23 protein-coding genes and 1 pseudogene are annotated in these 24,189 nt (G+C 64.2%); 10 read left to right on the top strand and 14 right to left on the bottom strand.

What is annotated here, in order from left to right:
• Window positions 1–54 precede the first annotated feature (54 nt).
• The 10 genes and pseudogenes from LNV07_RS23740 to LNV07_RS23695 all read right to left on the bottom strand — a co-directional run bounded on the left by LNV07_RS23740 (window position 55) and on the right by LNV07_RS23695 (window position 6,949).
• Window positions 55–732, bottom strand: a complete 678-nt coding sequence (locus LNV07_RS23740) for a PEP-CTERM sorting domain-containing protein (protein WP_263573681.1) — start codon at window positions 730–732, stop codon at window positions 55–57.
• Between the two features lie 136 nt (window positions 733–868).
• A pseudogene (locus tag LNV07_RS23735) lies at window positions 869–1,060 on the bottom strand (transposase); the annotation flags it as partial.
• A gap of 69 nt (window positions 1,061–1,129) precedes the next feature.
• Entirely contained in the window at window positions 1,130–2,287 is a 1,158-nt protein-coding gene (locus tag LNV07_RS23730) for an FAD-dependent oxidoreductase (protein WP_263573680.1), read from the bottom strand.
• Between the two features lies 1 nt (window position 2,288).
• Entirely contained in the window at window positions 2,289–2,453 is a 165-nt protein-coding gene (locus LNV07_RS23725; RefSeq protein WP_263573679.1) for a rubredoxin, read from the bottom strand.
• A gap of 59 nt (window positions 2,454–2,512) precedes the next feature.
• Window positions 2,513–2,932 carry a c-type cytochrome gene (locus LNV07_RS23720; RefSeq protein ID WP_263573678.1) on the bottom strand — a complete coding sequence of 140 codons (420 nt, stop codon included), beginning with the start codon at window positions 2,930–2,932 and terminating at the stop codon, window positions 2,513–2,515.
• Entirely contained in the window at window positions 2,929–3,501 is a 573-nt protein-coding gene (locus LNV07_RS23715; protein WP_263573677.1) for a ferritin-like domain-containing protein, read from the bottom strand. Before LNV07_RS23715 ends, LNV07_RS23720 begins: the two co-directional genes overlap by 4 nt.
• A 151-nt stretch (window positions 3,502–3,652) precedes the next feature.
• A complete protein-coding gene (locus LNV07_RS23710) occupies window positions 3,653–4,375 on the bottom strand; it encodes an RNA polymerase sigma factor (RefSeq protein ID WP_263573676.1) in 723 nt (240 codons plus the stop codon).
• Window positions 4,376–4,509: 134 nt separating this feature from the next.
• Window positions 4,510–5,133, bottom strand: coding sequence for an ABC transporter ATP-binding protein (locus LNV07_RS23705; RefSeq protein ID WP_263573675.1), 624 nt, complete (start codon window positions 5,131–5,133; stop codon window positions 4,510–4,512).
• An 8-nt stretch (window positions 5,134–5,141) separates the two neighbouring features.
• Window positions 5,142–6,287, bottom strand: coding sequence for a hypothetical protein (locus tag LNV07_RS23700; protein ID WP_263573674.1), 1,146 nt, complete (start codon window positions 6,285–6,287; stop codon window positions 5,142–5,144).
• Complete coding sequence (locus tag LNV07_RS23695; RefSeq protein ID WP_263573673.1) at window positions 6,266–6,949, bottom strand: peptidylprolyl isomerase; 684 nt, start codon at window positions 6,947–6,949, stop codon at window positions 6,266–6,268. The genes LNV07_RS23700 and LNV07_RS23695 overlap by 22 nt, the downstream gene beginning before the upstream one ends.
• A gap of 205 nt (window positions 6,950–7,154) precedes the next feature.
• Here LNV07_RS23695 and LNV07_RS23690 point away from each other — a divergent pair, with 205 nt between their 5' ends.
• Complete coding sequence (locus LNV07_RS23690) at window positions 7,155–7,631, top strand: FKBP-type peptidyl-prolyl cis-trans isomerase (protein WP_318013801.1); 477 nt, start codon at window positions 7,155–7,157, stop codon at window positions 7,629–7,631.
• A gap of 8 nt (window positions 7,632–7,639) precedes the next feature.
• On the opposite strand, the gene panC is transcribed toward LNV07_RS23690, so the two are convergent.
• Window positions 7,640–8,473, bottom strand: coding sequence for a pantoate--beta-alanine ligase (gene panC, locus LNV07_RS23685; RefSeq protein WP_263573672.1), 834 nt, complete (start codon window positions 8,471–8,473; stop codon window positions 7,640–7,642).
• 14 nt (window positions 8,474–8,487) lie between these two features.
• Window positions 8,488–9,297: a 3-methyl-2-oxobutanoate hydroxymethyltransferase gene (gene panB / locus LNV07_RS23680; RefSeq protein ID WP_263573671.1), complete on the bottom strand. Its 810-nt coding sequence runs from the start codon at window positions 9,295–9,297 to the stop codon at window positions 8,488–8,490.
• Window positions 9,298–9,447: 150 nt separating this feature from the next.
• Here panB and LNV07_RS23675 point away from each other — a divergent pair, with 150 nt between their 5' ends.
• The 8 genes from LNV07_RS23675 to LNV07_RS23640 all read left to right on the top strand — a co-directional run bounded on the left by LNV07_RS23675 (window position 9,448) and on the right by LNV07_RS23640 (window position 17,644).
• Entirely contained in the window at window positions 9,448–10,368 is a 921-nt protein-coding gene (locus tag LNV07_RS23675) for a hydrogen peroxide-inducible genes activator (RefSeq protein ID WP_263573670.1), read from the top strand.
• Window positions 10,365–13,211: an ATP-binding protein gene (locus LNV07_RS23670; protein ID WP_263573669.1), complete on the top strand. Its 2,847-nt coding sequence runs from the start codon at window positions 10,365–10,367 to the stop codon at window positions 13,209–13,211. Before LNV07_RS23675 ends, LNV07_RS23670 begins: the two co-directional genes overlap by 4 nt.
• A 157-nt stretch (window positions 13,212–13,368) precedes the next feature.
• Window positions 13,369–14,211: a methylated-DNA--[protein]-cysteine S-methyltransferase gene (locus LNV07_RS23665; RefSeq protein ID WP_263573668.1), complete on the top strand. Its 843-nt coding sequence runs from the start codon at window positions 13,369–13,371 to the stop codon at window positions 14,209–14,211.
• A gap of 42 nt (window positions 14,212–14,253) precedes the next feature.
• The gene (locus LNV07_RS23660) at window positions 14,254–14,724 is read left to right on the top strand and encodes a GNAT family N-acetyltransferase (protein WP_263573667.1); all 471 of its coding nucleotides are present in this window, start codon (window positions 14,254–14,256) and stop codon (window positions 14,722–14,724) included.
• A gap of 109 nt (window positions 14,725–14,833) precedes the next feature.
• Window positions 14,834–15,532 (top strand): OmpA family protein, encoded by a 699-nt coding sequence (locus LNV07_RS23655; protein ID WP_263573666.1) that lies wholly within the window; start codon window positions 14,834–14,836, stop codon window positions 15,530–15,532.
• 35 nt (window positions 15,533–15,567) lie between these two features.
• Window positions 15,568–16,215, top strand: coding sequence for a DUF3011 domain-containing protein (locus LNV07_RS23650; protein WP_263573665.1), 648 nt, complete (start codon window positions 15,568–15,570; stop codon window positions 16,213–16,215).
• 12 nt (window positions 16,216–16,227) lie between these two features.
• Window positions 16,228–17,136, top strand: coding sequence for a transporter substrate-binding domain-containing protein (locus LNV07_RS23645; protein ID WP_263573664.1), 909 nt, complete (start codon window positions 16,228–16,230; stop codon window positions 17,134–17,136).
• 31 nt (window positions 17,137–17,167) lie between these two features.
• Window positions 17,168–17,644, top strand: a complete 477-nt coding sequence (locus LNV07_RS23640) for a hypothetical protein (protein ID WP_263573663.1) — start codon at window positions 17,168–17,170, stop codon at window positions 17,642–17,644.
• A gap of 185 nt (window positions 17,645–17,829) precedes the next feature.
• Here the strand turns inward: LNV07_RS23640 and LNV07_RS23635 are convergent, their stop codons facing one another.
• Window positions 17,830–18,927: a PEP-CTERM sorting domain-containing protein gene (locus tag LNV07_RS23635; protein ID WP_263573662.1), complete on the bottom strand. Its 1,098-nt coding sequence runs from the start codon at window positions 18,925–18,927 to the stop codon at window positions 17,830–17,832.
• A gap of 282 nt (window positions 18,928–19,209) precedes the next feature.
• On the opposite strand from LNV07_RS23635, the gene LNV07_RS23630 reads away from it, so the two are divergent.
• The gene (locus LNV07_RS23630; RefSeq protein WP_263573661.1) at window positions 19,210–19,722 is read left to right on the top strand and encodes a Dps family protein; all 513 of its coding nucleotides are present in this window, start codon (window positions 19,210–19,212) and stop codon (window positions 19,720–19,722) included.
• Between the two features lie 242 nt (window positions 19,723–19,964).
• Here LNV07_RS23630 and LNV07_RS23625 read toward each other — a convergent pair whose 3' ends face one another.
• Window positions 19,965–24,113, bottom strand: coding sequence for a CHASE domain-containing protein (locus LNV07_RS23625; protein ID WP_263573660.1), 4,149 nt, complete (start codon window positions 24,111–24,113; stop codon window positions 19,965–19,967).
• Between the last annotated feature and the right edge of the window lie 76 nt (window positions 24,114–24,189).

The raw sequence follows: 24,189 nt of genomic DNA, 5'->3' as shown, positions 1-24,189 counted from the left end.
TGTGCGGGGGGCGCTCAGCAATGGGTGTCCTTACCGCGATCCCCCCCTTGCCGTTCAGCTCTTTTGGCGCCGCCGGCCAAACGCCGCAGCGGCCAGGCCGAGGCCTACCAAGGCCAGGCTGGCGGGTTCGGGCACCGCTTGGCTCGGGGCATCGGCGACATTGAACGTCAATTGGCTCAGGCCGATGTCATACGACGAGTTCTTCCACTCGATCACCCAGCCTTTGCTGGAGCTGAGCGAGTTGAAGTCGACCTGCGTGCCGGTGGTGATGTTCACCGAAACTGCCTCATCCATCAGGTTCACATTGCTGTCCAGCTCATGCACTTGCAGCCAGGTGCCGACACCGTCCAGGTAGGAAGCCAGCCCCAGGCCTTCAAGACTGATGCTGTGGCCTGCGATGGCCTTCAGGATGATGCGGGCACTGGAATTTGTATCGCTTTCGCCGCTCCACAAGACGCCATTGGCGCCGCCGTAGCCGGTGCCCCACCACGAGAGACTGCGCTCCCAGCCGAAGGTCGTATCCTGGTATTGCACGTCGACGCCCGCCGTGTCGCCATAGTTTTGGTGAATGAAACCACCATAGAGGCACGAGCGGATCTCGTCGGTGCCTTCTTGGTTGCCTGAGCAGTTATTGCCCGAGGCAAAACCGAGCACGGCGCCCGCATGGGCGGAGCTCATCATGGATGTGGCTGTCAGCACCATCGTGCAGGCCAGCGAAACAAAGGATTTCATCAACAGTTCCCTCGTGCAGTGAAGTTAAGGCGTTGAAGTCTAGGGGCCAAAGCGACCGATGTCTTGAGTCAAGGCCCCTTGATTGCCTGGGGCCGTGAGGATGTCCCGGATTTTGTGCAAACGGCGTTAGGTCCGACGCGGCCTTCCAGTCTCGAATCGGCAAAGTCCACTTCTGGCTGATATTGTTCAGCGCCAGATAGAACAGTTTGAATGCCGCTTCATCCGTTAGCAACGAGCCTCGGGTCTTGGTGATTTTGCGCAGGCGCATGTTGACCGACTTAATCGCCTTGGTCGTGCAAATCACTTTTCGGATATCCGGCGGGTAGTCGATCAGGGTCGCTCGGCCAGCGCCGGCCGGCACCGCGGCGGAGAGGGCCGAGGCTTGGGAGGGCAGGTTTCAGGGCCGGACCAACTTGGCCTGCTCCATGCGCCGCGCGGTCTGCGCGCCGGTCAGGACGAAGCCGCGATTCAGTCCGGCGGCGTCAATGAACTGCCACAACCCGTCCTCGACCTGACACCAATCACCGACGGTACCGGGTGCGGGCGCCGCCACCACGGTGGGCAGCGCCGGCGTTTTGATGCCGACCGGCATCAGCGGGAACACCAACTCCGTGGCTTGGCCGGCCAGCGTCGCCGCCAAGGCCTTGGCCGCCGTCATGATGGGCATCACGAAGGGCAGGGCGCGGCTGCCGGCGCTGGCGTATTGGGCGCCGTCGCCGAGCGCGTAAATGTCTGGGCTGCTGGTCTGCAGGTAAGGGTCTACCAAGATGGCGCGGTCGCAGGCGATGCCGGCGGCTTGGGCCAGCGCTATGTCGGCGCGCAGGCCGATCGCGCTCAGCACGATGTTGGCGCCGCAGCGCTGCCCGTTTGAGAGTTCGACTTGTAGCCCATCGCTCCCGGCGACCAGATTGACGGCCTTGACCGTCGCGCCGAAATGCCAGACCACGCCGAGGCCGGCCAAGGCCGCGCGAATTTGCGCGCCGGCCGCCGCGGGCAGCAAGCCCGAGATCGGGCCCGTCGAGGGGTCCACCACCGTCACCGGGTGGCCGGCGGCGGCCAGGTCGTTGGCAAACTCGCAACCGATCAGGCCGGCGCCCATGATCAGCACGCTCTTTTTGTGGGCCGGATCGGCGCCATTCAACCGGGCATGAAAGCGCGCGAAGTCGGCCAACGAATTGATCGCCAGCACCTCTGCGCTGGCGTCGCCGTCCAGCGGCAGGCGGATCGGTTGCGCGCCGGTGGCCAGCACCAGGCGGCTGTATTCGAACTGCCCCGCCGAGGTGCTGATGCGGTGCGCCTGCGCGTCGATCGCCGTCACCCGCGTGTGCGCCAAGAGGGTCAGGTTTTGCTGCTCGGCCATCTTGGCGGCCGGCGTGGTGACCAAGCGCTCGGGCGTGCGGCCTTGCGTGAGCGCGTTGGACAGCGAAGGCTTGGCGTAGAAGTCGGCGTTGTCGGCGCTGATCAACATCAGCGGCGTCGTGGCGTCCAGCTTGCGGAACTCGCGCGCGGTGGTCCAGCCGGCCAGGCCAGCGCCGATGATGATGACGGGCGCCATCTCAGATCTCGACCATGTCGAAATCGGTCTTGGCCACGCCGCATTCGGGGCAGACCCAGCTGTCGGGCACGTCGGCCCACAGCGTGCCGGCGGCCAAGCCTTCGGCGGGCGCGCCGGCGGCTTCGTCATAGATATGGCCGCAAACAGTGCATTGATAGGTTTTCATGGGGATGTGTCCGTAGGTAGGGTGAGGTAGCTCGACCCAAGCAGGCGCCGAGCCGATTGTTACTTGCTCTTCAGATTGCGGCAGGCCGCGTCGCTATTGGCCGACTTCAGATAGGCGATCAGGTCGGCGCGGTCGCGTGCCTCGGGCACGCCGTCATAAGTCATGCTGCTGCCGGGCAGCATGGCGAGCGGTTTTTTCAGGAACAGATCAAGCGCCTTCTCGTCCCAGACGATGTTTGACTTCTTCATCGCCGCCGAGTACTCGAAATCCGCCACGCTGCCGGCGCGCCGGCCCAGCAGACCGCAGTGGCGGGGGCCGACCCGGTCCGTCGCCATCGCATGGCAGGCAATGCAGCGGCCGTAGAGTTGCTCGCCGCGTACGACGTCCGGTGCAGCCTGCGTTGGCGGGCTGGCTGCGCTTAGCGCCACGCAGCAGATCACCAGCAGCTTGCGAGTTAGGCCTATACGCCCGGCGCTCATGACATGAAGGCCGAGGGCACCGGCACCTCGCCAATTGCTTGGCGCAGGATCGCCCAGTGCATCGCTTCGTCGCCCAGGATGCTGGCGGCTGCCTTGGCCAGATCGCGGTTACCGAACAGCGGCACCGCGCCCAGATAGGCGCTGACGGCACCTTGCTCCAGCTGCGCAGCGAACTTGAGCACGTCGAGTTGTGACTTCAGGTTCTCGACCGGAAACATGTACTTGGCCTTGGCCACCACCGCCTTGCCGCCGAGCTTCTCGACCGTGCTGGCCAGCAGGGCCACATGCTCTTTGTGATGGCCTTGAAAGCTCAGCGCCAGCTCCAGCACCGGCTTGCTCAGCAGGCCGCTTTCGGCACCCAATTGGTAGGCGGCGATCGCTTCCAGCTCGGCCGCGATGGCGGTATTCAGGATCTGCACATCGCCCGTGCTGGCGGCGCCCGATTGCGCGGCCAGGCCGTCCTTGCCGGCCAGCAAGGCCACGGCGGCACCGGACAAGACCAGACCGCCCGAGCGGCCGAGAAAGAGCCGGCGTGCGGCAACGGGTGTGGGCATTTTGAAAAACGACATTGCAAATCTCCGGTGGGTCAAAGGAAGCATGGCCAAGACGTTGAGCGGCTTTGCCGACTCGTCTTGCGCTCATGCTTTCTTAGATGCGGGCCATCGCGGCTGCGTTCCGGCTATTTGCAAATAGTTTGAAAAAAATAGGGCGGGCGGACAGTCAGCGGCTCGCGCGCTCACGGGCAATCGCCGCCAACACACCGGCCACGATCTTGTCGCAGCGTGGGCCGGCAAACGAGAACGCATCGGCGACGGCCATATCGGTGTCGCGGGCCAAGCCTTCGCGCAACAAGCCGCGGGCCCTGAAGAAGCGCGAGCGAACGGTGGCCTCGGGGATCTCCAGGACCTCGGCCACTTCCTCGACGCTCAGCTCCTCCACGCCTCTGAGCATGAAGACGGTGCGGAACTGGTCGGGCAGGCTGTCGATGCGGGCTTCGATTTGCCGGCGCAGCTGGCCGCGCATCGTCGTCGCTTCCGGTTGTTCGTCGGGATTGGCTTCCATTTGAACCTCCAGGGATTCGCCGTCGCTATCGAATGTCGCGTTCAGAGGCCAAACCTGCGCGCCGGTCTGGCGCAAGCGGCCGAGCGCCTCGTTGGCCGCGATGCGCACCAACCAGGTCGATAGCTTGGCGTCGGCGCGAAAGCTGGCCAGGGCACGCCAGGCGCGCAAATAGGCCTCTTGCACGGCGTCTTGGGTGTCATCGTCGTTTTTCAAAATGCTGCGCGCGGTGCGAAAAAGCAGGCGGTTGTAGCGCCGCATGATCAGCGCAAACGCCTTCTCGTCGCCGCTCAGAGAGAGGCTGATCAAGACGCTGTCTGGGCTGTCAACGCTTGATTCAACGCTGAGACTGCTGCCGGTGGGGAAGGGCTGATTTGTTGGCATAGGCGTGGGAGGTTCAGCCCATTAGATGCCGGCGGGCCGTCCCGCGTTCCCGATATTTTTGGAATCGGCAAATAGAACTTGAGCGGAAGCTGCAAGTTCAAACACCGAGCAGCCCGAGCCGCGTGCGCAGCGGCCTACAGCTCCAGGCAAGCACTGGGTTCAAGCCCCAATGCTTCATGACTGACCACCAGCGCCAGTCGATCCCGCCGCAACGCCGCTTCGCCCAACACCCCTCGCAGATGCGCCAGCGACACCGCATCGAGCGCATTCAGCGGTTCATCCAAGAGCAGCAAGGGCGTGTTGAGGGCCAGCGCCGCAGCCAAGGCCGCTTTGTGCTGCGTGCCGGTGGAGAGCTCGCGCAGCGGCTGGTTCAGAAATGGCCGCAGACCGAACCCGTCGACATGCTCGCGCCAGCGGTCGACATCCGCGTGCGGGTAGAGCCCGCTCAGAAAGCCAAAGCGCTCGGCCGGACTCAGATGCTCGAAGGGCGGTGGCTCGGCGCCTACAAAGCCGACTAGGCGGCGGTACTCAAGCGGCTGGCGCATCAGGTCGATGCCGCCTAAGCGAGCACTGCCGTACTGCGGCTGCAGCATGCCGGCCAAGAGCTTGAGCCTTGTTGACTTGCCGCTGCCATTGGGCCCGCGCAGCCAGACCAGGCCCGGCTCGAAGCTCTGGCTCCACAGATCGACCACGCGCCGGCTGCTGCCGCTGTAGGCATAACTGAGAGACTCGGTGTGCAAGAAAATGGAATCGGACATATTGATTTTCAAGAGGGCATGGCCAGCAACGCTTCACTGGCCAAGGCGACCCAGAGCGCCCAGCCCAAGAGCCAGCGACCGGCGTGGGATTCGGGGCTGCCGCCCTTGTCCGCCAACAAAGGCAGGGCGGGAGCGAGCAGACCATAGGCCATGAAGAGCGGTGCCGCCAGAGGTGCCAGTTGCCAGGGCCCGAGCAAGAGCAGCAAAGCCAGCCCAAACCAGGCCAGCAAGGCCGGAGTCAGCGCCAGCAGCATAAGGCGCCGCGACCAGAACTTGGGCGCCAAGGGCAGCGCTGCGCAGGCCTGCTCGATGGGCGCATAGCAGCGCGTGGCCTGCGCATGCAGGCGCGCGCTCAGGCCCATCGCCAGCAAGGTGTAGGCGGCCAGCGCCCAGGACGCCTGCTGCGGCCAGCGCCAGGCCGCCGACAAGCAAGCGGCCAAGGCCAGGCAGGCGAGCAGCAGCAAATGCATGACCGGCCGCGCCGGGCCGCGCCACAAGGGCAGGCCCAGCAAGACCCAGTTGCGGCCGAAGGAATGCTGCGTCCTTGCCGACGCGCTTGGCGAAGTGCTTGGCGATGGGCGATGCGGCGCCGCGCTCGCGGCCTGGCGTGGCCTGCGCCTAGCCTGCATCAGCGCCGCCGCGCCGAGCACCGAGAGCGCCAGAGAAATCGCAAAGTTCGCCAGCGCGGCCGGCCACAGGCCGCGCATCCAGGCCGGGTCGGCATAAAGCCAGGCGCCAACCGAGATCAGATAGAGCAGCGCCAGCGGCAACAAGGCCAGCGTGATCACGGCCAGATCGGCGGTCAGTAATTGGCGCCGCCGCAGCGGCAATGCTCGCTCGGCGTCCAGCCAATGGGCCGGTAACAGCTGCTCGCGCAAACCCCAGCACAGCAAGAGCCCGGGCAGCGCATGCAATAGCAGCACCCAAGCCGCCACCGGCCAAGCCTGCTGGCTGGCCCAGAACAAGGGCAGCGCCGGCCAGCCGATCAAGGTTGCAAAGAACTGGCCCAAGACGGCCGCCACCACGCCGATGAAAGCGCCCCAGCGGCGCAGCAGCGCCTTCAGTTCGGCGGCGCTCCAACGCAGGCGCAGCGCTAACAGGCCGAGCGGACGGGCCTGAACGGGAAGCCGATTTACTTCAGTCGCTGCACCCAATAGATCAATACCTCTTGCCTTGGCCGCAGGTCGGCTTCGCTATAGACATAAACGGGCACCGCATTGATTGCCTCCACGGTGGCCATGCCCGAGATCACCCGACCGAACACCGCATAACCCGGTTTTGCTGCGGACTGGTAATCCAAGTCCTTATTGTCCTTCACGTTGATGAAGAACTGATTGGTCGCGCTGTTGGGGTCGCTGCGGTGGGCCATCGCGATCGTGCCGGGCAGGTTGTATTCGCGCGCCTCCAGCGGGATCGGCGCATAGGCGGGCGGACGCTCGACCATGCCGCTGGTGAAACCGCCGCCCTGGATGACGAAGTCGCGGTCAACGCGGTGGAACAAGGTGTTCTTGTAGGCGCCATCGGCCACATAGCGCAGGAAGTTGTTGACGGTGTTGGGGACGGTGTCCGAGTACAGCTCGAAGACGATCTCGCCGCTGCTGGTCAACATGCAGACCGTCGGCAAGCTGCTCAGCGCCGACTTGATCAGGCCTTCGTTGCTGCAGCTATAGGTATTCGGGTAGGGGTTGGGGTTGGGCGTCGGCACCGGCAAGGGCGGCGGCGGGCGATAACCATCGTCGGCGCTGCCTCCGCCACCGCAGGCCGTCAGAAAAATCACCGTGGCGGCTGTAGCCGCGCGCAAGAGATATGAGTGCATTGAAACAACTCCGGGAACCAAGGAGCTTTCAACGGGCGCCGCCTAGGCCGCGATGACAGCAGCCTAGGTGCGAGGCCGAACGCTTACGCTCTGTTACAGGTTCGGCTATGACGTCCTTCTGGACTTGGCTCATCAAACGGTTCCCAAAGACATGCACTAGACTGCGACCGCAGTTTGCAAACCTCGTCACTTCTCGAAGACCAGCATGTTCATCAAAAAGATTCTTTCCGCCTCCGCCATCGCCTTGGCCATCACCGGCAGCCTGGGCCTGAGCGCTTGCGGCGGCGGTGGCTCTGATTCAAGTACACCCATCGGTGACACCTCGGGCTCGGCCGCCGTCACCGAACTGAAGATCGTTGACACCCTCGTCGGTACCGGCGCTGCTGCCGCTACCGGCACAACCGCGACCGTGCATTACACCGGCTGGTTGTATGACGTCAAGGCCGCCAGCACGCACGGCACTCAATTCGACAGTTCGGTCGGCAAGACGCCGTTCTCATTCAAGGTCGGCAATGGTGACGTGATCAAGGGCTGGGACCAAGGTGTCAAGGACATGAAGGTGGGCGGCAAGCGCACCCTGACCATTCCCGCCAGTCTGGGCTACGGCACGACCGGCGCAGGTGGTGTCATTCCCCCTAACGCAGCCTTGGTGTTTGACGTCGAGTTGCTGAGCGTCAAGTAAGCGTTCACTCAAGCTTCGAGGTTGTCAATCAGCCTCGTCGCCCCCAGCTTGGCCGCCGCCAGCGCCACCAAGGGCTGGCCCTCGACGGGGGCGCCCAGATCATGCTGGAGGCGCAGCGACACATAGTCGGGCTGCCAGCCATGCGAGCGCAGATGATGGATGGCCTCGGCCTCCAGCTTGGCCACATCGCGCTCACCCGCCTGCCAGCGCGCGATCAGCGCCCGCAGCGTCTGGCTCAGGCGCAGCGCTTCAGCGCGCTCGGCCTCGCTCAGATAAGCATTGCGTGAAGACAGCGCCAGCCCCTCGGCGCTGCGCTGGGTCTCGCCTGCAATGATCTCGATCGGCAGCGCCATCTGCGCCACCATGCGGCGCAAGACCATCAACTGCTGATAGTCCTTCTTGCCGAACAGGGCGATCGAGGGCTGCACGATATTGAACAGCTTGGCCACCACCGTGCACACGCCGATGAAGAAGCCGGGGCGGAAATGGCCCTCCAAGATGTCCGACAGCGCGGACGGCGGATGGATCTTGTAGCCCTGTGTCTCGGGATACAGCTCACCCTCGGCCGGCGCAAAAACGATGTCGCAGCCGGCACCGGCCAGCAGCGCCGCATCGCGCTCCAAGGTACGGGGATAACGGTCAAAGTCCTCGTGCGGCGCGAATTGCAGGCGGTTGACGAAAATGCTGGCGACGACCAAGCCGCTTTCACCGACCGCGGTTCGGCCTTGGCGCACCAAGGCCAGATGACCCTCGTGCAGACTGCCCATGGTGGGCACGAAAGCCCGGTTGCTATTGCCGGCCAGCGCCAGACGTAACTCGGAAATGGTGTGGATGATTTGCATGTGCGACAAGCCGCTCAATAGCCGTGTAGTTCGTCTTGCGGGAAGGTCTGCGCCTTCACTTCGCCGACATAGCGCCGCACCGCCTCCTGCACCGAACCCGCACCGCCTTGCATGAAGTTCTTGACGAAGCGCGGGCGGCGGCCCGGGGTGACGTCGAGCATGTCATGCAGCACCAGGACCTGGCCCGAACAGCCGACACCGGCACCGATGCCTATCACCGGGATACCCAGCGTCTGCGTTAGCTCGCTGGCCAGCGCGGAAGGCACCATTTCCAGCACCAGCATTTGCGCGCCGGCCTCGACCAGCTCCTGCGCCTGTTGCTTCATCAGCGCGGCGGCCGCATCCTCGCGGCCCTGCACCTTGTAGCCGCCCAGCATGGTGACGGTCTGCGGCGTCAGGCCCAGGTGCGCGCAGACGGGGATGCCGCGCTCGACCAAGAAGCGCACCACCGGCGCGGTCCAGCCGCCACCCTCAAGCTTGACCATATGGGCGCCGGCCTTGAACAAGGCGGCCGCGCTCTTCCAGGCTTCTTCGCGGCTGGCTTGATAGCTGTCGAACGGCATGTCGCCGATGATCCAGGCGCTCTTGCGGCCGCGCGCCACGCAGCGGGTGTGATAGACCATCTCATCCAGGCTGACCGGCACGGTGCTGGTCTGGCCTTGCAAGACATTGCCGAGCGAATCGCCGACCAGCATCACGTCGACACCGGCCTCGTCCAGCAGGCTGGCGAAAGCGGCGTCATAGCAAGTCAGCATCGCGATCTTGTCGCCGCTCGCGTGCATATCCAGCAGACGCTGCAGGCTCATCGGTTTGCGCTCGGTCATGGTGGTACCTCGGTCGTAAAAGCGGATTCAAACGGTCGGATCAAACATCCGACCTTGAGTTTGGCCGCAGTGTAGCCGGGCCTCCGAGGGTTTGCTCTAGGGCCTGCCGCCCAAAGCCAAGCACAATGCAAGGCTTGGAGGAAGAACAGCATGACCTTGACCGAGTTGCGCTACATCGTTGCCGTCGCCCGCGAGCGCCACTTCGGCCGCGCCGCCGAGGCCTGCCATGTCTCGCAGCCGACGCTCAGCGTGGCGATCAAGAAGCTCGAGGAAGAGCTGGACCTGCGCATCTTCGAGCGCGGCGCCAATGAGATCAGCGTGACACCTCTGGGCGACGAGATCGTGCGCCAGGCGCAGTCGGTGATAACGCAGGCCAACGCCATCAAGGAGATCGCCAAGCGAGGCAAAGACCCGCTGGCCGGCAACTTGCGGCTCGGGCTGATCTACACCATCGCCCCCTATCTGCTGCCGGCTCTGGTCAAGGGGGTGATCGAGCGCTACCCGCAAATGCCCTTGATGCTGCAGGAAAACTTCACCGTCAAACTGCTGGAAATGCTGCGCGCCGGCGAGCTGGATTGCGCGGTGCTGGCCGAGCCTTTCCCTGACGCCGGCCTGGCCGTCGCGCCGCTGTATGACGAGGACTTCTCGATCGCCGTGCCGGCCACGCACCCGTTTGCCGAGCGCAGCGAGGTCAGCGCCGAAGAGCTCAAGCAAGAGACCATGCTGTTGCTGGGCGCTGGGCATTGCTTTCGCGACCATGTGCTGGAGGTTTGCCCCGAGTTCGCGCGCTTTTCGAGCGATGCCGAAGGCATACGCAAGAGTTTCGAGGGCAGCTCGCTTGAGACCATCAAGCATATGGTCGCCTCGGGCCTGGGCGTGACCGTGGTGCCCGCCTTGAGCGTACCCAAGGAAGCGCAGCCGCATCTGCGCTACATCCCCTTCTCAGCCCCTGTGCCGACGCGCCGCGTGGTGCTGGCTTGGCGCAAGACCTTCACCCGCTACGAGGCCATCGCTGCGCTGCGCAATGCGATCTATGGCTGCGAGCTGACCGGCGCGACGCGACTGTCATGAACAAGGCACCGGCACTCTATGAGCTGAACAGCGCGGTCGAGGCGCTGGCGACCAATATCGCTGCGCTGCCACTGGCCGAGAAATTTCGCCAACTGGCGAATTTGGCCTGGCATCAGCGAGAGCGCAATTCCGCCTGGGCGCTTGAGCTGGCCGAGCAAGCCGAACAAGGTCTGCAAGCAATGCCGGCCGAGCAGGCTTTGCAGGTCGCCTGGCGGTTGCAGCTCGTCCGCATCGAGGTTCGGCGCCTGCGCAGCGAGGCCGCTCAGGACGAAGCACTGGCAAGCGGCATTCTGCAAGCGGCCGAGGCGGCAGGAGACTGGATCAGCGCCGCCGACTGCTGCTGGGTCTTGTCGCAACTGGCGACGGGGGCAGGCAACACGCCGGCCTGTTGCGCTTGGCTCGAACGCGGGGCGGACTACGCCGAACGCGCGGGAGACAGCAGCCGGCAGCAAATTCTGCAATGCAGTCAGGCGCGATATGCCGGCTTTGCCGACCCCGATGCGGTCGAACAGCGCTGGGGTGACAGCTTGACCCGAGATACCGCCGCCCTGACCGCTCCGGCGGCGGCGATCACGCTGCTCTACGCCGCCCATCGCGCCATGCGCGCCAGCAAACTCAGCGAATCGGCCCAAGGCTTCTCGGCCGTGATCGAGCCGCTGCAGCAAGCCGGCTATATCCGCGAAGCGATCATCTCCCTGGTCAATTTGGGCAGCATTTTCAATGATCTGAATGACCCGCAGGCCGCGCTGGAATGGATGGAACGCGGCCTCAATCTGGCGCGCGTCCATGGCTGGCCAAGCAGCATCGCGAGCTGTCAGCTGCAGCTGGGCGAAACCCTGCGCCTGCTGGGCAGGCTAGACTTGGCCGAGCAGCAAATGACGGCAGCCCGCGACTGCCTGGCGGCTTGGCCCGAGTCACGCAATTTTGCGGTGACCTTGGGTTATCTTGGTTGGCTCGCCCTCGACCAGCAGCGGCCCATGGAAGCCACTTCGCTGTTCACCGAGCTGCAGGCGCTCGGCGGCTATGCCGACTTGCAACTGAAGGCGCAACGCGGCCAGGCACATGCGCTGTTTGATCTGGGCCAACTGGAGCAGGCCGAAACCTGCGCGCTGGAGGCCTTGCGCAAAGCAATCAGCCGTGGCGCGACGGAGTTAGAGCTTGAACTATGTCTGCTGCTGGCGCGCATCGCCCAGCGGCAGCCGGCCGCGCCCGAGGGCAAGGCCTTGCAGTATTTGGAACGTGCGAACCAGGGGGGGCAGTCCATCGCCGGCTACAAAAACAGTGGCGAATTGCTGAATGCCTTGGCACAAGCCTACGCCGACGCGGGCCGCTACCGGGAGGCGTTTGAAACCAGCCAGCAGGCCGCGAATTCGCGGGCCCAGTCGCTCAGCCGCGAATCGGCGAATCGTCTGGAATCCATCCAGCTGCGCAATCTGAGCGAGAGCGCCCGCGCCCAGACCGAGCATCTGCATCAACTGGCCGAGGCCGAGCGCCAAAAAGCAGCGCTGATGCAGGGCAATAACGCAACGCTGGAAAAGCTCGGCCTGATCGGCCTGCAGCTGACCCGCCATCTGGATCAGGCCTCGGTCTTTGCCGCCTTGAGCCAGCATATTCCGGCCTTGCTGGACGCCCGTGCGTTCGAAATCTATTTGCTCGATGACGATGGCATGGGGCTGCAATCGGTGTACGGCCTCGAAGACGGCGAGTCGATACCCCCTAGCCATATCGCCCTCAGTGAGCCGAGCTCCAATGCCGCCCGCTGCGCGCGCGAACGCGATGAGTTGTCGATTCAGCTGGCGGCCGACGGCAGCGACCCCAGCCAGGTGCCCGGCACCATGCGCACGCTCAGCGCGCTGTTCGCGCCACTCTTGATCGGCGAACGCCTGCTTGGCGTGGTGACGGCGCAGTCGCCGCTGGCCGATGCTTACGGCGAACATGAGCGGATGGTGTTTCGCACCCTCAATGCCTATACCGCCATCGCGCTGGACAACGCACGCGCCTATCGGCAGCTGCAGCAGGCGCAGAGCCAGTTGATGGCACAAGAGAAGCTTGCCGCCTTGGGCGCGCTGGTGGCCGGCATCGCGCATGAACTGAACACGCCCTTGGGCAACAGCCTGTTGATGGCGAGCACGCTGGAGCAGAGGACCGCCGAGGTCGAGAGCGCTGTGCTGACCAAGGCCTTGCGGCGCAGTGAACTGGAGAGTTACTTCAACGAAGCCAAGGCGATGGCGCGGCTGATCATGCTGGGCCTCGAATCGGCTGCTCGGCTGATAGGCAGCTTCAAGCAGGTGGCGGTGGACCGTACCGCCGAGCAGCGCCGGCCCTTCGATCTGGCGCAGCTGTGCGAGCAGATTGTTGCCACCTTGCAGGCCAGCATCCGCAAGCGCGGCCACCGGATCACGCTGGATATTCCGCCCGACATCTTGCTCGACAGCTTCCCCGGCCCCTTCGGCCAGATCTTGAGCAATCTGATCGAAAACGCGATGGTGCATGGCTTCGGCGAACGACGCGAGGGCCATGAAGGGCTGATGAACTTGAGCGCGAGGCGTATGTCCGGTGAGCGGGTTGAGCTGCGCTTCCAGGACGACGGCGTCGGCATCAGCGCCGCTCACGCCGCCCGCATTTTCGAGCCCTTCTTCACCACCAAATTCGGCCAAGGCGGCAGTGGGCTGGGGCTGTCGGTCAGCTACAACATCGCCAACTCGCTGCTGGGGGGCAGCCTGACGCTGGACCGAAGCGTCGTCAATGGCAGCTGTTTTGTGCTGTTTTTGCCGCTCAAGGCGCCCACGCCCAGTGATGATTCGGCGCAAGAATCGGGTGGGCAAGGCGAGTCGAAATTTTGACAATGGCTGATCTCGAAACTCCGACCGACGCCTCATGCCACGTTTTCAGTTCCACATTCAAGGCCTGGCGGCCGCCTTCGTCAATATCCACTGCGCTCGTGCCGGCTGTTATGCGGCTCGCGCCAGCCGGGCTTGAAGCCAGCTACAGGCGCAGAGCATGGACACCCAAAGCAGCCACTATCAGCGCATACGCAAGGCCATCGAGCGCCTGGCCTCGAGCGAGGAGGCGCTGCCTCTGCAGACCCTGGCCGATGAAGCCGGGCTCAGCCTGTTCCATTTCCAGCGCAACTTCGTCGGCATGGCGGGCGTTACGCCCAAGGAATTCAGCCAGGCGCTGACGCTGCAACGCGCCAAGCAGAGCCTGACCGAGGCGGCCTCGGTGATGGACGCGGCCTTGGCGGCCGGCCTCTCCGGCCCGTCGCGGCTGCATGATCTGTTCATTGGGCTGGACGGCATCACGCCGGGTGAATTCAAGCTGGGTGGCGCCGGCCTGAGCTTGCGCTGGACCTGCGCGGACAGTCTGCTCGGGCCGATCTGGTTGGCCGCCAGTGAGCGCGGCGTGATGCAACTGGTGTTCAGCCGCGGCGCCAGTCCGGCGCAGCTGATCGCAACAGCCGCTGGCGCGCTACCGCTGGCGCAATGGCGCGAAGATGCCGCAGGGTTGGCCCCCATCGTCACCGAGTTGCAGCGCCGCATGCAGGGCCTGGGGCCGAGCCGGCCGATTGGCCTGGCCTTGTCGGGCACGCCGCTGCGTTTGAAGGTTTGGCAAGCCTTGATGGCCGTGCCAGAGGGTCAGGTTTTGTCTTATGGGCAGTTGGCGCAGTTGGTCGGCGCGCCCAAAGCGGTGCGCGCGGTGGCGAGTTGTGTGGCGGCGAATCCGATTGCTTACCTGATCCCTTGCCACCGCGTGATACGTGCCAACGCCGAATTTGGCGAATACCGCTGGGGCCCGCAGACCAAGCGGGCCTTGCTGGGGCTGGAGCTGGCGCGAGTCGGCTGAAGCGGGGCTACAGTGCCGCCATCCAGACCGAGGTCCATTCAATTGCCGAGCATCATAGAAGTTGACCCTCAAGGCGCCGATGCGCTCGCGCTGCTGCGTGAAGCTGCGATCGACGCGAAGGCTTTGTATCCCGAGTTGTTTGTGGCGGGTGGCCCGCCGGCCAGCAATCCCCCTGTGGGAGCGCGCAGCGTTTATGTCGTCGCTTATCTCGATGCCTGTCCCGTCGCCTGCGGTGCCTTTCGCCCTTTGGATGAATTCACCGCCGAAATCCGCAGAATCTATGTGCACCGCGATCACCGCCGCAAAGGCCTTGCCCGCGCGGTGCTCGCGCACCTTGAGCGGGCCGCGATTCGTCTGGATTACCGCAGGCTCGCGCTTGAAACCGGCTACAAGCAGACGCCGGCCATGGGCCTATACGAAGCTTGGGGTTTCCGGCGCATAGCGCCCTTTGGCGAGTACCTGGGTGATCCGACCAGTGTTTGTTATGAGCGCCACCTTGACCTTGAGGAATAGCTCAAGGTCCGTTGACGCCATCAAGCCGTCATTTTTGGCCGTTACGTTGGTGATATGCTGATCGCGGCGCCTGTAACTACAGGTGTCTAAACCACTATTGGACAGAGCGATGCAGCGTCAAAACCTCCACCCCTCCCTCAAGGCCAATAAACAGGCCGGTTTGTTGGCCTGCTTGGCCGCAGTTGCCGGTTGCTTGTCGGGCTGCGCCAATATGGACCCGCAGCAGCAAAGCACCGCGCAGGGTGCGGCCATTGGAGCGGTGGCCGGCGCCATCATCGGTTCGGCTACCGGCGGCAAGGCCGGCACCGGCGCGGCAATTGGCGCTGTGGCCGGGGCGGTCGGCGGGAATCTGTGGTCCAAGCATATGGAAGACAAACGCCGCGCGATGGAACAGGCCACGGTGGGCACCGGCGTGCAGGTCACGCGCACGGCCGATAACCAACTCAAGCTGCAAGTGCCCAGCGACATCTCCTTCGCCACCGGCAGCGCTGCCCTGGAGCCCCGGCTGCGCCCTGTGCTTGAAGCGTTCGCGAATGGCCTGGAGCGCGAGCACGCCAGCACCAAGATCCGCATCGTCGGCCATACCGACAACACCGGCAACGATGCCATCAATGACCCGCTGTCCTTGCGCCGCGCCGAAAGCGTGCGCAGTTTCCTGGAGGACCGCGGCATCAAGGGCGAGCGCATCGAGGTGGCCGGGCGCGGCGCGCGTGAGCCGCTGGTGGCCAACGATTCGGCCGAAGACCGGGCGCGCAACCGCCGGGTTGAAATATTCTTGCGTGAGGTCCAGGCCAGCAACGGCTACTGAAGCGCGCTCAAGCCTTGCGCCGACGGGAGATGCAGATGATTCGAAATTTTCTGACGCGGCCTTTGAGCGGGCTGATTTGCGTGGCCATGGTGGCGATGCCTCTGCCGGCGCGTGCCGAACAAACCGTTCGCTGCGAATCCCGTGGCTTCAGCTACCGCTATTGCCGGGTTGACACCAACGACCGGGTCGAGCTGTCACGCCAGCTGTCTAGCATCAGCTGCCGGGAGAATCGCTCCTGGGGCTATGACCGTTATGGCGTGTGGGTGGATCACGGTTGCGCGGCCGAGTTCCGCGTCGGCAAAGACGACAACAATCACCGCAGCCGCGACAAGGCCATTGGTATCGGCGTGGCGGTGGTGGGTTTGGCGGCGCTGGCGGCGCTGGCTTCCAGCCGCAATCAGCAGGCCACGCAAGAAGGCAGTGAGGTACAGAGCTGGTCGGTCGGCAGTTTCAGCGGCTATGACGAGACCGAGCGCACCGATGTGCAGCTGACCATCCTGCCCGGCGGGTCGGTGAAGGGCCGCGCCGGCAACAACGAATTCACCGGCCAGCTCACCGGCGAGCAACTCCAAGCCGGCCGCCAGCGCTTCAAGATCAGCCGGCAGGGCCAGGGCTTTCTCGCCGTGGACGTCAACAACCCACAGCACCGCGTCCAGTTCAATCTGGTCGGCGGCGGCTACTGACCCGAGGCCATCGTGCTGAAAATTCTTCTACGCAAGACTGGCTTGCTGTGCGCCGGCCTGAGTCTGGCCTTGTCGATTCAATCTCACGCTCAAGTTCAAAGCCAGGCCACAGCGCCCGCGACCGAGGGTTATGGCTTTATCGACGCTGCCGGCCTTGCACCGCACGCGCCGTTTGTGGAGATGGCGCCACCGGTCATGCGCCCGCCGGCGGTGGACACACTCGCCACGCTGCGCCTGCGCGGCGTGCTGCGTGTCGGCGTGGTGCCGGTGGTGCCGATGGTGATGCGCAATGCCAACGGCGAGTTCAGCGGCTATAGCGTTGACATCGCCCGGCGTTTGGCCGAAGACATGGGCGTCGCGCTCGAGTTCGTGCCCACCACTTGGGGCGACCTGATCCCGGACCTGATCGCGCAGCGCTTCGATTTGATTGCGAGCGGTTTATGGGTAACGACGCCGCGCGCGCTGGTGGTGAATTTCACTCAGCCGACGGCGACCGAGAGCGTGCATGTGGTGGCCAGCAAACGCCAGTCTCACAAGCTGAACAACATCAATGACGTGAATCAGCCGAACATGACCGTCGCGGTCGGCGCGGGCACGCCCGAGGTCGCGCTGGCCAAGCGCCTGTTCCCGCGCGCCAAGCTTTTGCAGGTCGAAGGCGAGCCATTTGGCCCGGTGCTCAGAGGCCAAGCCCAGGTGGCGCTGCTGGCCACCTTGACACCGACGGCGATTGCGCGCGCCGTGCCCGAGCTTTATTTGCCTTTCCAATTGCCGGTCGGCAGCACATTGGCGGCCTTGGCGGTGCGCAAGGGCGACTCCGATTTCCTGAGCTTTTTGAACACCTGGATCGCCATCCAGCGCCAAGCCGGTTGGCTCGATGAGCGCCTGCTGCATTGGAGCCTGGCGCCAGAACCAACGCCCTGAAATCCCCTTCGTTTTTCAAACAGAAATCGCGATGAAAACAAAACCACTCGCATTCTGGGTCGCGGCCGCTATCGCCCTGATTGCACAGCCCAACGCCTACGCGATCAGCGCCAAATACGCTCAGCAGTTGGAGCGCTCCGGCTGCACGCAAATTTCCGAAGGGCAAGGCTGCGACATCCGCAAGACCAAGGCCGAGAACGCCAAGGCCGGCTTCGTCAACGATGCCGCCGCGCCTGCGCCCAAGGCCAGCCCCGCCGCAGCCAAGCCCTACGCCGGGCAATGGCTCGCCAAGTCTGATTCGGGCGCCACCGTCGCCACCATCCGCATCGACGCCAAAGAGCATGTCTGGGTCAACGGCAAGCCAGTCAAGGCCAAACGCAGCGATGGCGGGCTGGCGTTCAAATCCGGCACCATCAGCTTCAGGATCCAAGGTGACCGCCGCCTGCAGGGCGAGGACGGATGGACCGACAGCGGCGCGGGCACCAAGGGTCAGATCGTCAGCGAATAGGCCGACCTCAAACTCGATCCGGGGGGCAGGTCTTGCCTTGCGGGCAGTTGGCGCGCACCGGCTAAGCCTTCAGCCAATGTCGTGTGGCATGTTTGGCGGCACCAAAACCGCGTCATTACCCTCATGGCGTCCCTGCGCTTTACGCTTAGCGTCTGAGCCAAACCCATCGGTCTTTCCAATTGCCGTCAAGAGTGCGGCACCGCACCAGCGATGCCATCGTCCGCCCGATGCCTTCGACGGACGACCAAGCTTAGCAAGCCCAGCCCTGCCAGCAGCATTGCGTAGACCTCAGGCTCCGGGATTGGCGCGGCGAGCTCATTGGCGTTGAACCCGCCGACCTGCTGGCCAACGTAAACCAGATCGTGACGTATGAGGATGCCATTTTCATCCGGCAGCATGACATAGGCGACACCATTTTCGTCCACGTGAGGCTTCTGGCTGACCAAGGGATCCACCAGACCTTCGTCATCAAATTGACCTTGGTATTTGTAGAACTTCATGTCGATGACCAGTGAAGGATCGCCGTTCGGTTTCAACTCCTTGGACAGTTCGTCGACTCTGCCGATCTGAAGTTCATACCATTCGGTCTCCGACTCCGGCTTGTTGTTCAGTGCAGCGATCTGTTCATGGTGACCGGGATGATCGCCAATCAGCAGATCACCCAGATCGACGTTTTCAGGCAGCGTGGTCTGAGTCAGCTTGACCCAGAAGGCGTTCGCAAACGGCGCAGGAGCCTCAAGCACCGGAGCCTTGATCAACGCCTGCACCGCGGCAGGGATGGGAGGTGGAGGCCCTGGCACAGGCACCGGCACAAAGCTCACCGAAGGAACCCCGACCGCCTGCTTGACCAAGGTTCCGCTGCCGTTATCCACCAGCCAGCTGTATTTGATGGCGGCGGGGTTGCCGTAGGTGCTGACGCCAAAGTGATCGCAGGGGTTGGCCTTCCATCCGGCATTGGCGCCGGGCCAGCAACTCTCGCCGGTGGTGACGAAGGGGCTCAGCGGATTGTTGAACGGAGTAGCGACGCCGCCTATCGTCCCGCCGTAGATGATCCGTACGCCATAGCCGGGCACGTCGGTAATGGTCGGCTTGCCGAACCGGACGACCGCGCCGGGGTCGGGCGAGATGAAGGAGAAGACCCGGTTGTAGCCGAAGACGCTGGTGATCTTGCTTTGGTCGAACGACAAGTCCTCGATGTCGATTTCGAATCCCCAGGCATCCTTGCCGGTGTCGTTGACGGTGTCGAAATTGCCAAGCGAGCCGAACACGGTGGCCAGGCTCAAGCCGGGGCTGAGTGACGTCGCCAATGCAAGCGCTGCGATGGGTCTGAAACGGAAAGCACTCATGGTCATTGCTCCGGTGTTGCTAAACCAAGGCGGCGAAAAACGCCGCTTTAAAGAAATATCCGGTTGAATGCTGCGCGCGCGCTTTGGCTGCGAAGTTGAGTTCGCTCAAGGAATTTGAAGCCGACCCCAAATGACGGGAAAGCGGCCGTGGCTGGCGCTCGCTGCTCTATAGTGGCCGCTGCCTTCAGCATCCAAAGTCCTCATCAACAGGAGCCTCGCATGGCCAAGAAAAATTCCGCCAAATCTGCAGCCAAGCCGGATGCGATCAATATCGGCATTAGCGCCAAGGACAGGGAAACAATTACCTTGGGCTTGTCCAGGCTATTGGCCGACACCTACACGCTCTACCTGACCACGCACAATTTCCATTGGAACGTGACCGGGCCGATGTTCAACACCTTGCACCAGATGTTCATGGTGCAGTACACCGAGCTGTGGAACGCGGTTGACCCGATTGCCGAACGCATCCGCGCGCTTGGGTCTGTGGCGCCCGGCTCTTATGCCCAGTTCGCCGCCTTGAGCTCGCTGCCCGATGCACCGGCCAAGCCGCCCAAGGCGCTGGAGATGGTGCGCATCCTGGTCGAAGGCCATGAAGGCGTGGCGCGCACCGCACGCGCCTTGTTCGCTGCGGTTGGCCAAGCCTCGGACGAGCCGACCGCCGACCTGCTGACCCAGCGGTTGACGGTGCATGAACAGACGGCCTGGATGCTCAGGAGTCTTTTAGAGGACTGAGTAGCCAAGCGCTGACTGCGCAGAAGTCAGCGCAGGTGAGCAGCACCGGCCGGCTGTCGGCGCAGCCAAGAGACGGCCTGGATGCACAGGAGTCTTTTAGAGGACTGAGTAGCCAAGCGCTGACTGCGCAGAAGTCAGCGCAGGTGGGCAGCACCGGCCGGCTGTCGGCGCAGCCAAGAGACGGCTTGGATGCTCAGGAGTCTGCTGGAGGAGTGACGCGGCTTGATGCCTGGCATCCGCCTTCAAGCCGCAGCCAGCAAGGCCCGGCAGGTCAGCAGCGCGCGCCGGAAGTCGAGGTCGCCGATGGCTTCCTCCAGCTGACTCAATTGCGGGCCCAGGTCGGCGCCGAAGCGATGGCCCAGGGCCAGCAGGGAATCCAGCGCGGCCATGTCGGAATTCAACAATTGCTGCTCCAGTGCTTGCAGCGCGGCCCGCTTCGGTGATGGCGCCACCACCGTGCCATCCCGCTCCGCCTTGAAGGACAATTCAAAGGCCTCGTGCAAGGCCCGCAAACCGGGCAGCGCGGCGGCCATCGCGGCGCAACTGGCCTCGCAGACCTGCGCCAACTCGGCCGCGGCCGGCGCCTGCTGGCGCCATGTTCCGATCAGCTTTTCTGCCGCACCCGCGGCGTCGGCCAGCGCCGTCGCGCCGAGCGTGGCTGCCGTGCCCTTGAGCGTGTGCTGCAGGCGAGCGGCGGATTCAAAATCGGCCTGCGCAAGCTGCTCACGCAACTGGGTCGGCAGCACCGCCAGTTCACTCGCAAACCGACCCAGCAAACGGGCATAGCTGGCGCGCTTGCCGCCCAAACGCCGCAGCGCCAGTTCAAGCTCCACGCCGGCGGCGCTCGCCGCAGCGTCCACCTCGTTCACCGCGGCCGGCGGCGTTTGAGTCGCGGTCTGCTCGCCGGCATTCAAGCCCGCCTGTTTGCGCAAGACGGCCACCAACTGATCCAGCGCAAAGGGCTTGCCGACATGGTCGTTCATGCCGGCGGCCAGGCAGGCTTCGCGATCCGAGCTCATCGCATTGGCGGTCATCGCGACGATGGGCAGCCGGCGCAGACCGAGCTGCTCGCGGATGTAGCGGCTTGCGCTGAGGCCATCCATCACCGGCATTTGCAGGTCCATCAAGACCACGTCGAAGGGCATCTCGCCTCCGGCCGCCACCAGCATGTCGACCGCCTCCTGACCATGGTTGGCGATCTGCACCAAGGCGCCTTCGTCGCTCAGCAACTCCAGCGCGACCTGCTGGTTATTGAGGTTATCTTCGACCAGCAGCAAACGCATCGAGGCGAGGCGTTGCTGGCCGGCCAAGGCAGCGACCTGCGAGGGATGGGCAAGCTGGCGGCCCCGGCCCGCATCCACCACCGCGTCGAACAACATCGAGGCCGTCAGCGGCTTGACCAGAAAGCCGTCCAGGCTGTCCTGCTCTGCTTGGCTGCGCCGCGACAGCATGTCGCGACCATGGGCCGTCACCATCAGCAGCAGCGTGGCCTCGCCCTTGAGCCCCAGCTCCTGGATGCGCTGGCTGGTCTGCCAACCATCCAGCCCGGGCATCTGCCAGTCCAGAAACACCGCCCGATAGGGCGTGCCGGCTGCCGCCTGCGCTTGCATCAAACTCAGCGCCTGCTCACCACTCTCGGCCAGGTCGACCTGCCAGCCCAGCGACTCGGCCATTCGCTCAAGCAGATCCCTTGCAAGCGCGTTGTCATCGACCACCAGCGTGCGCCAGGCGGGGTCGGGCGCGGCCGAAACCGCCACCGGCGCCGCCGCTGCCAGCGCGCCCGTCTCTTCGGCCAGCGGCAGCTCGATCGTGAAGGAGAAGCGACTGCCCCGGCCCAGTTCACTGTCCAGCAGCAATTGGCCGCCCATCAAGGTTACAAAACGCTGGCTGATCGCCACGCCCAGTCCGGTGCCGCCGAAACGCCGCGTGGTGGATGACTCGGCCTGCGTGAAGCCGCTGAAGATGCGTTGCTGATTCTCCAGGGCGATGCCGATGCCGCTGTCTTGCACGCTGAATTGCAGCGTTACTGTCGACGCACCGCGCTGCACCAATTTGACGCCCAGCAGCACCTCGCCGCGTTCGGTGAACTTGATCGCATTGCCGCCCAGATTGATCAGTATCTGCTGCAGGCGCATTGCATCGCCGACCAGGCGGCGCGGCAATTGAGGGTCGATGTCAAACAGCACCTCGACCGGCTTGCTCTCCACATTGGCCGCGAAAATCACCGACAGATCGCGCATCAGCTGGTCGATGCCAAAGGGCTGCGGATCCAGCTCCATCTTGCCGGCTTCGATCTTGGAGAAGTCGAGAATCTCGTTGAGCAGGCCCAAGAGCGAGCGCGCAGCACCATCGCTCTTGGCCGCGTAATCGGCCTGCCTCGGCGTCATCTCGGTCTTGCGCAAGAGCGTCAGCATGCCCAGAACGGCGTTCATCGGCGTGCGGATTTCATGGCTCATATTGGCCAGGAACTGGCTCTTGGCAACCGAGGCGGCCTCGGCCGCAGCGGTCGCTTGTTGCAGCGCCAGCAGCGCCTGCTTGCGCTCGGTGACATCCTCGAAGATAAAGAAGCGGCCGAAATAGTGATCATCGGCGTCGCGGATCTGGGTCGAGAAGCGCCGGATCGTGCGGCCGTCCTTGAACACGATCTCGTCCTCGACCTGCGCCCGGTTGGACTCGTCTTGCAGGCTTTGATAGCGGGCCGTGAAGGCCGCCTCATCCGCCACCAAGGCGCGGCGGGTCGGCATGGTGTCGATGTTCTTCAGCTCACCGCGCCGGATCGCATCGGCCTGATGGTTCATGCCCCAGATATCGCAAAAACGCTGGTTGAAGTAGAGAATCTGGTCGCTGCGGTTGTCCACCACAAAGAAGGCCAAGGGCGAGCTGTTTGACATCATCTCCAGCAAAGACTGGTTCCAGCGCAAGGCCTCGCCGGCCTTTTTGCTGGCCGTGATGTCGGTGCAGATGGCGATGTATTTTTCGATCTGCTCATCGGCGCCGAGCACCGGCGCGACAAAGCTGTCAACCCAGTAGAAGGAACCGTCTTTGGCCCGGTTGCAGACCTCGCCGCGCCAGGCAAAGCCGGCGCTGATCTGGGCCCACATCTCATCCCAGAACTCGGCCGGGTGCTGGCCCGAATTGATGATGCGGTGCGTCTGGCCGAGCAACTCGGCACGGCTGTAACCGCTGACCTGGCAGAAGGAGTCATTGGCCATGGTGATGCGGCCTGCGCGGTCGGCCACCGAGACGATGGCGGCCAGGTTCAATGTGCTCAACAAGGTCTCGTTGTCGCGCTGGGCGGCCATCAACTCGGCGGTTCTGGCTTCCACCAGGCCTTCGGCGCGTTCGCGCCCGGCCGCCTGCTGGCGCAGCATCAAGGCCAACATCGCACTGATCATCGCGCCGGCGGCGAACAAGAGCCAGGGCGTGCTGCCGTCTATCGTGGCGTCAAACTGCGGCGTGCTGTTCATGCGCAGCGTCAGCGCGCGATTGACGACCGTGATCTCGCGCTGATGGCTGAAGCGCCGGCCCTGCGAATCGGGCTGGCCCGCGCTCAGCTTGGTCACATGGCCGTCGGCATCGAACATCGGCGTTCCCAGGGACGCTCCGGCGCGGGCGTCATACAGCTCAAAGTCGACCCGACCCGACATCACATCGGGGATCTTGCCCAGCAATTCTCGGATGACGATCGGCGAGTACAGCAGGCCGAGCAGGCCGGCATTGCGCTGCTCGGCATTGTCGAGCGGCACCCCGCGCCGGTAGACCGGCAGGAACATCAGCACGCCGGGCGTTTTACGCTGGTCCTGCACCAGGGTGATGGCGCCGCTGATGGTGGCCAAGCCGCTGCTGGCCGCCAGCATGGCGCCGGCGCGGCGCTGCGCCTCCGAGCCGACATCCAGCCCCTGCGCGCCGGCATTGTTGGCGGCCGGATCGATCAGCTTGATGACGTAATAGTCGGGGTGATCCTTGTCCGCCAGCTGGCGGATGGCAAAGCCGGGGGCGCCATCGGCGCGCTCATCGGCGACAAACCGATCTCGCTCGCCGCGCATCACCTGCTCGATAAAGCCGAAACCGCGCACGCCGGGAAACTCCTTGGCGAGGTCGCGCGATTCGACATAGGCGCGGAAGTCGGCCCGCTTGACCCGTTGCCGGGTCTCCCGACTGGCCGCATAAAGCCCTCTTGCGCCCGCCAAGCCATGCACCGGGTGAGCAAAACGCTGCTCAACCTCCTTGGCCGTGCGTTCGACATTGCGCTGGAACTCGGCCTCGGCATCGGCCTGTATGGACTGCCATTGCCAGCGTGCCGCCGCGGCCGAAAGCCCCAGGCCGAGCAGCAGCGTGACGAGGGTCAGCGCCTTGCCCGAACCTGCCAAATACCAATGCCGATACGCCATGCGAGATCCGTTCCCGAGTTCTCCGTCACAACCGGGGGCAAGGCCCCTTTTCTGTACTCCGCAGATGCTAAATGAA

Source organism: Roseateles oligotrophus (assembly GCF_025717515.1).
GTDB classification, from domain to species: domain Bacteria; phylum Pseudomonadota; class Gammaproteobacteria; order Burkholderiales; family Burkholderiaceae_C; genus Paucibacter_A; species Paucibacter_A oligotrophus.
This window is presented reverse-complemented; position numbering and strand designations above follow the sequence as displayed.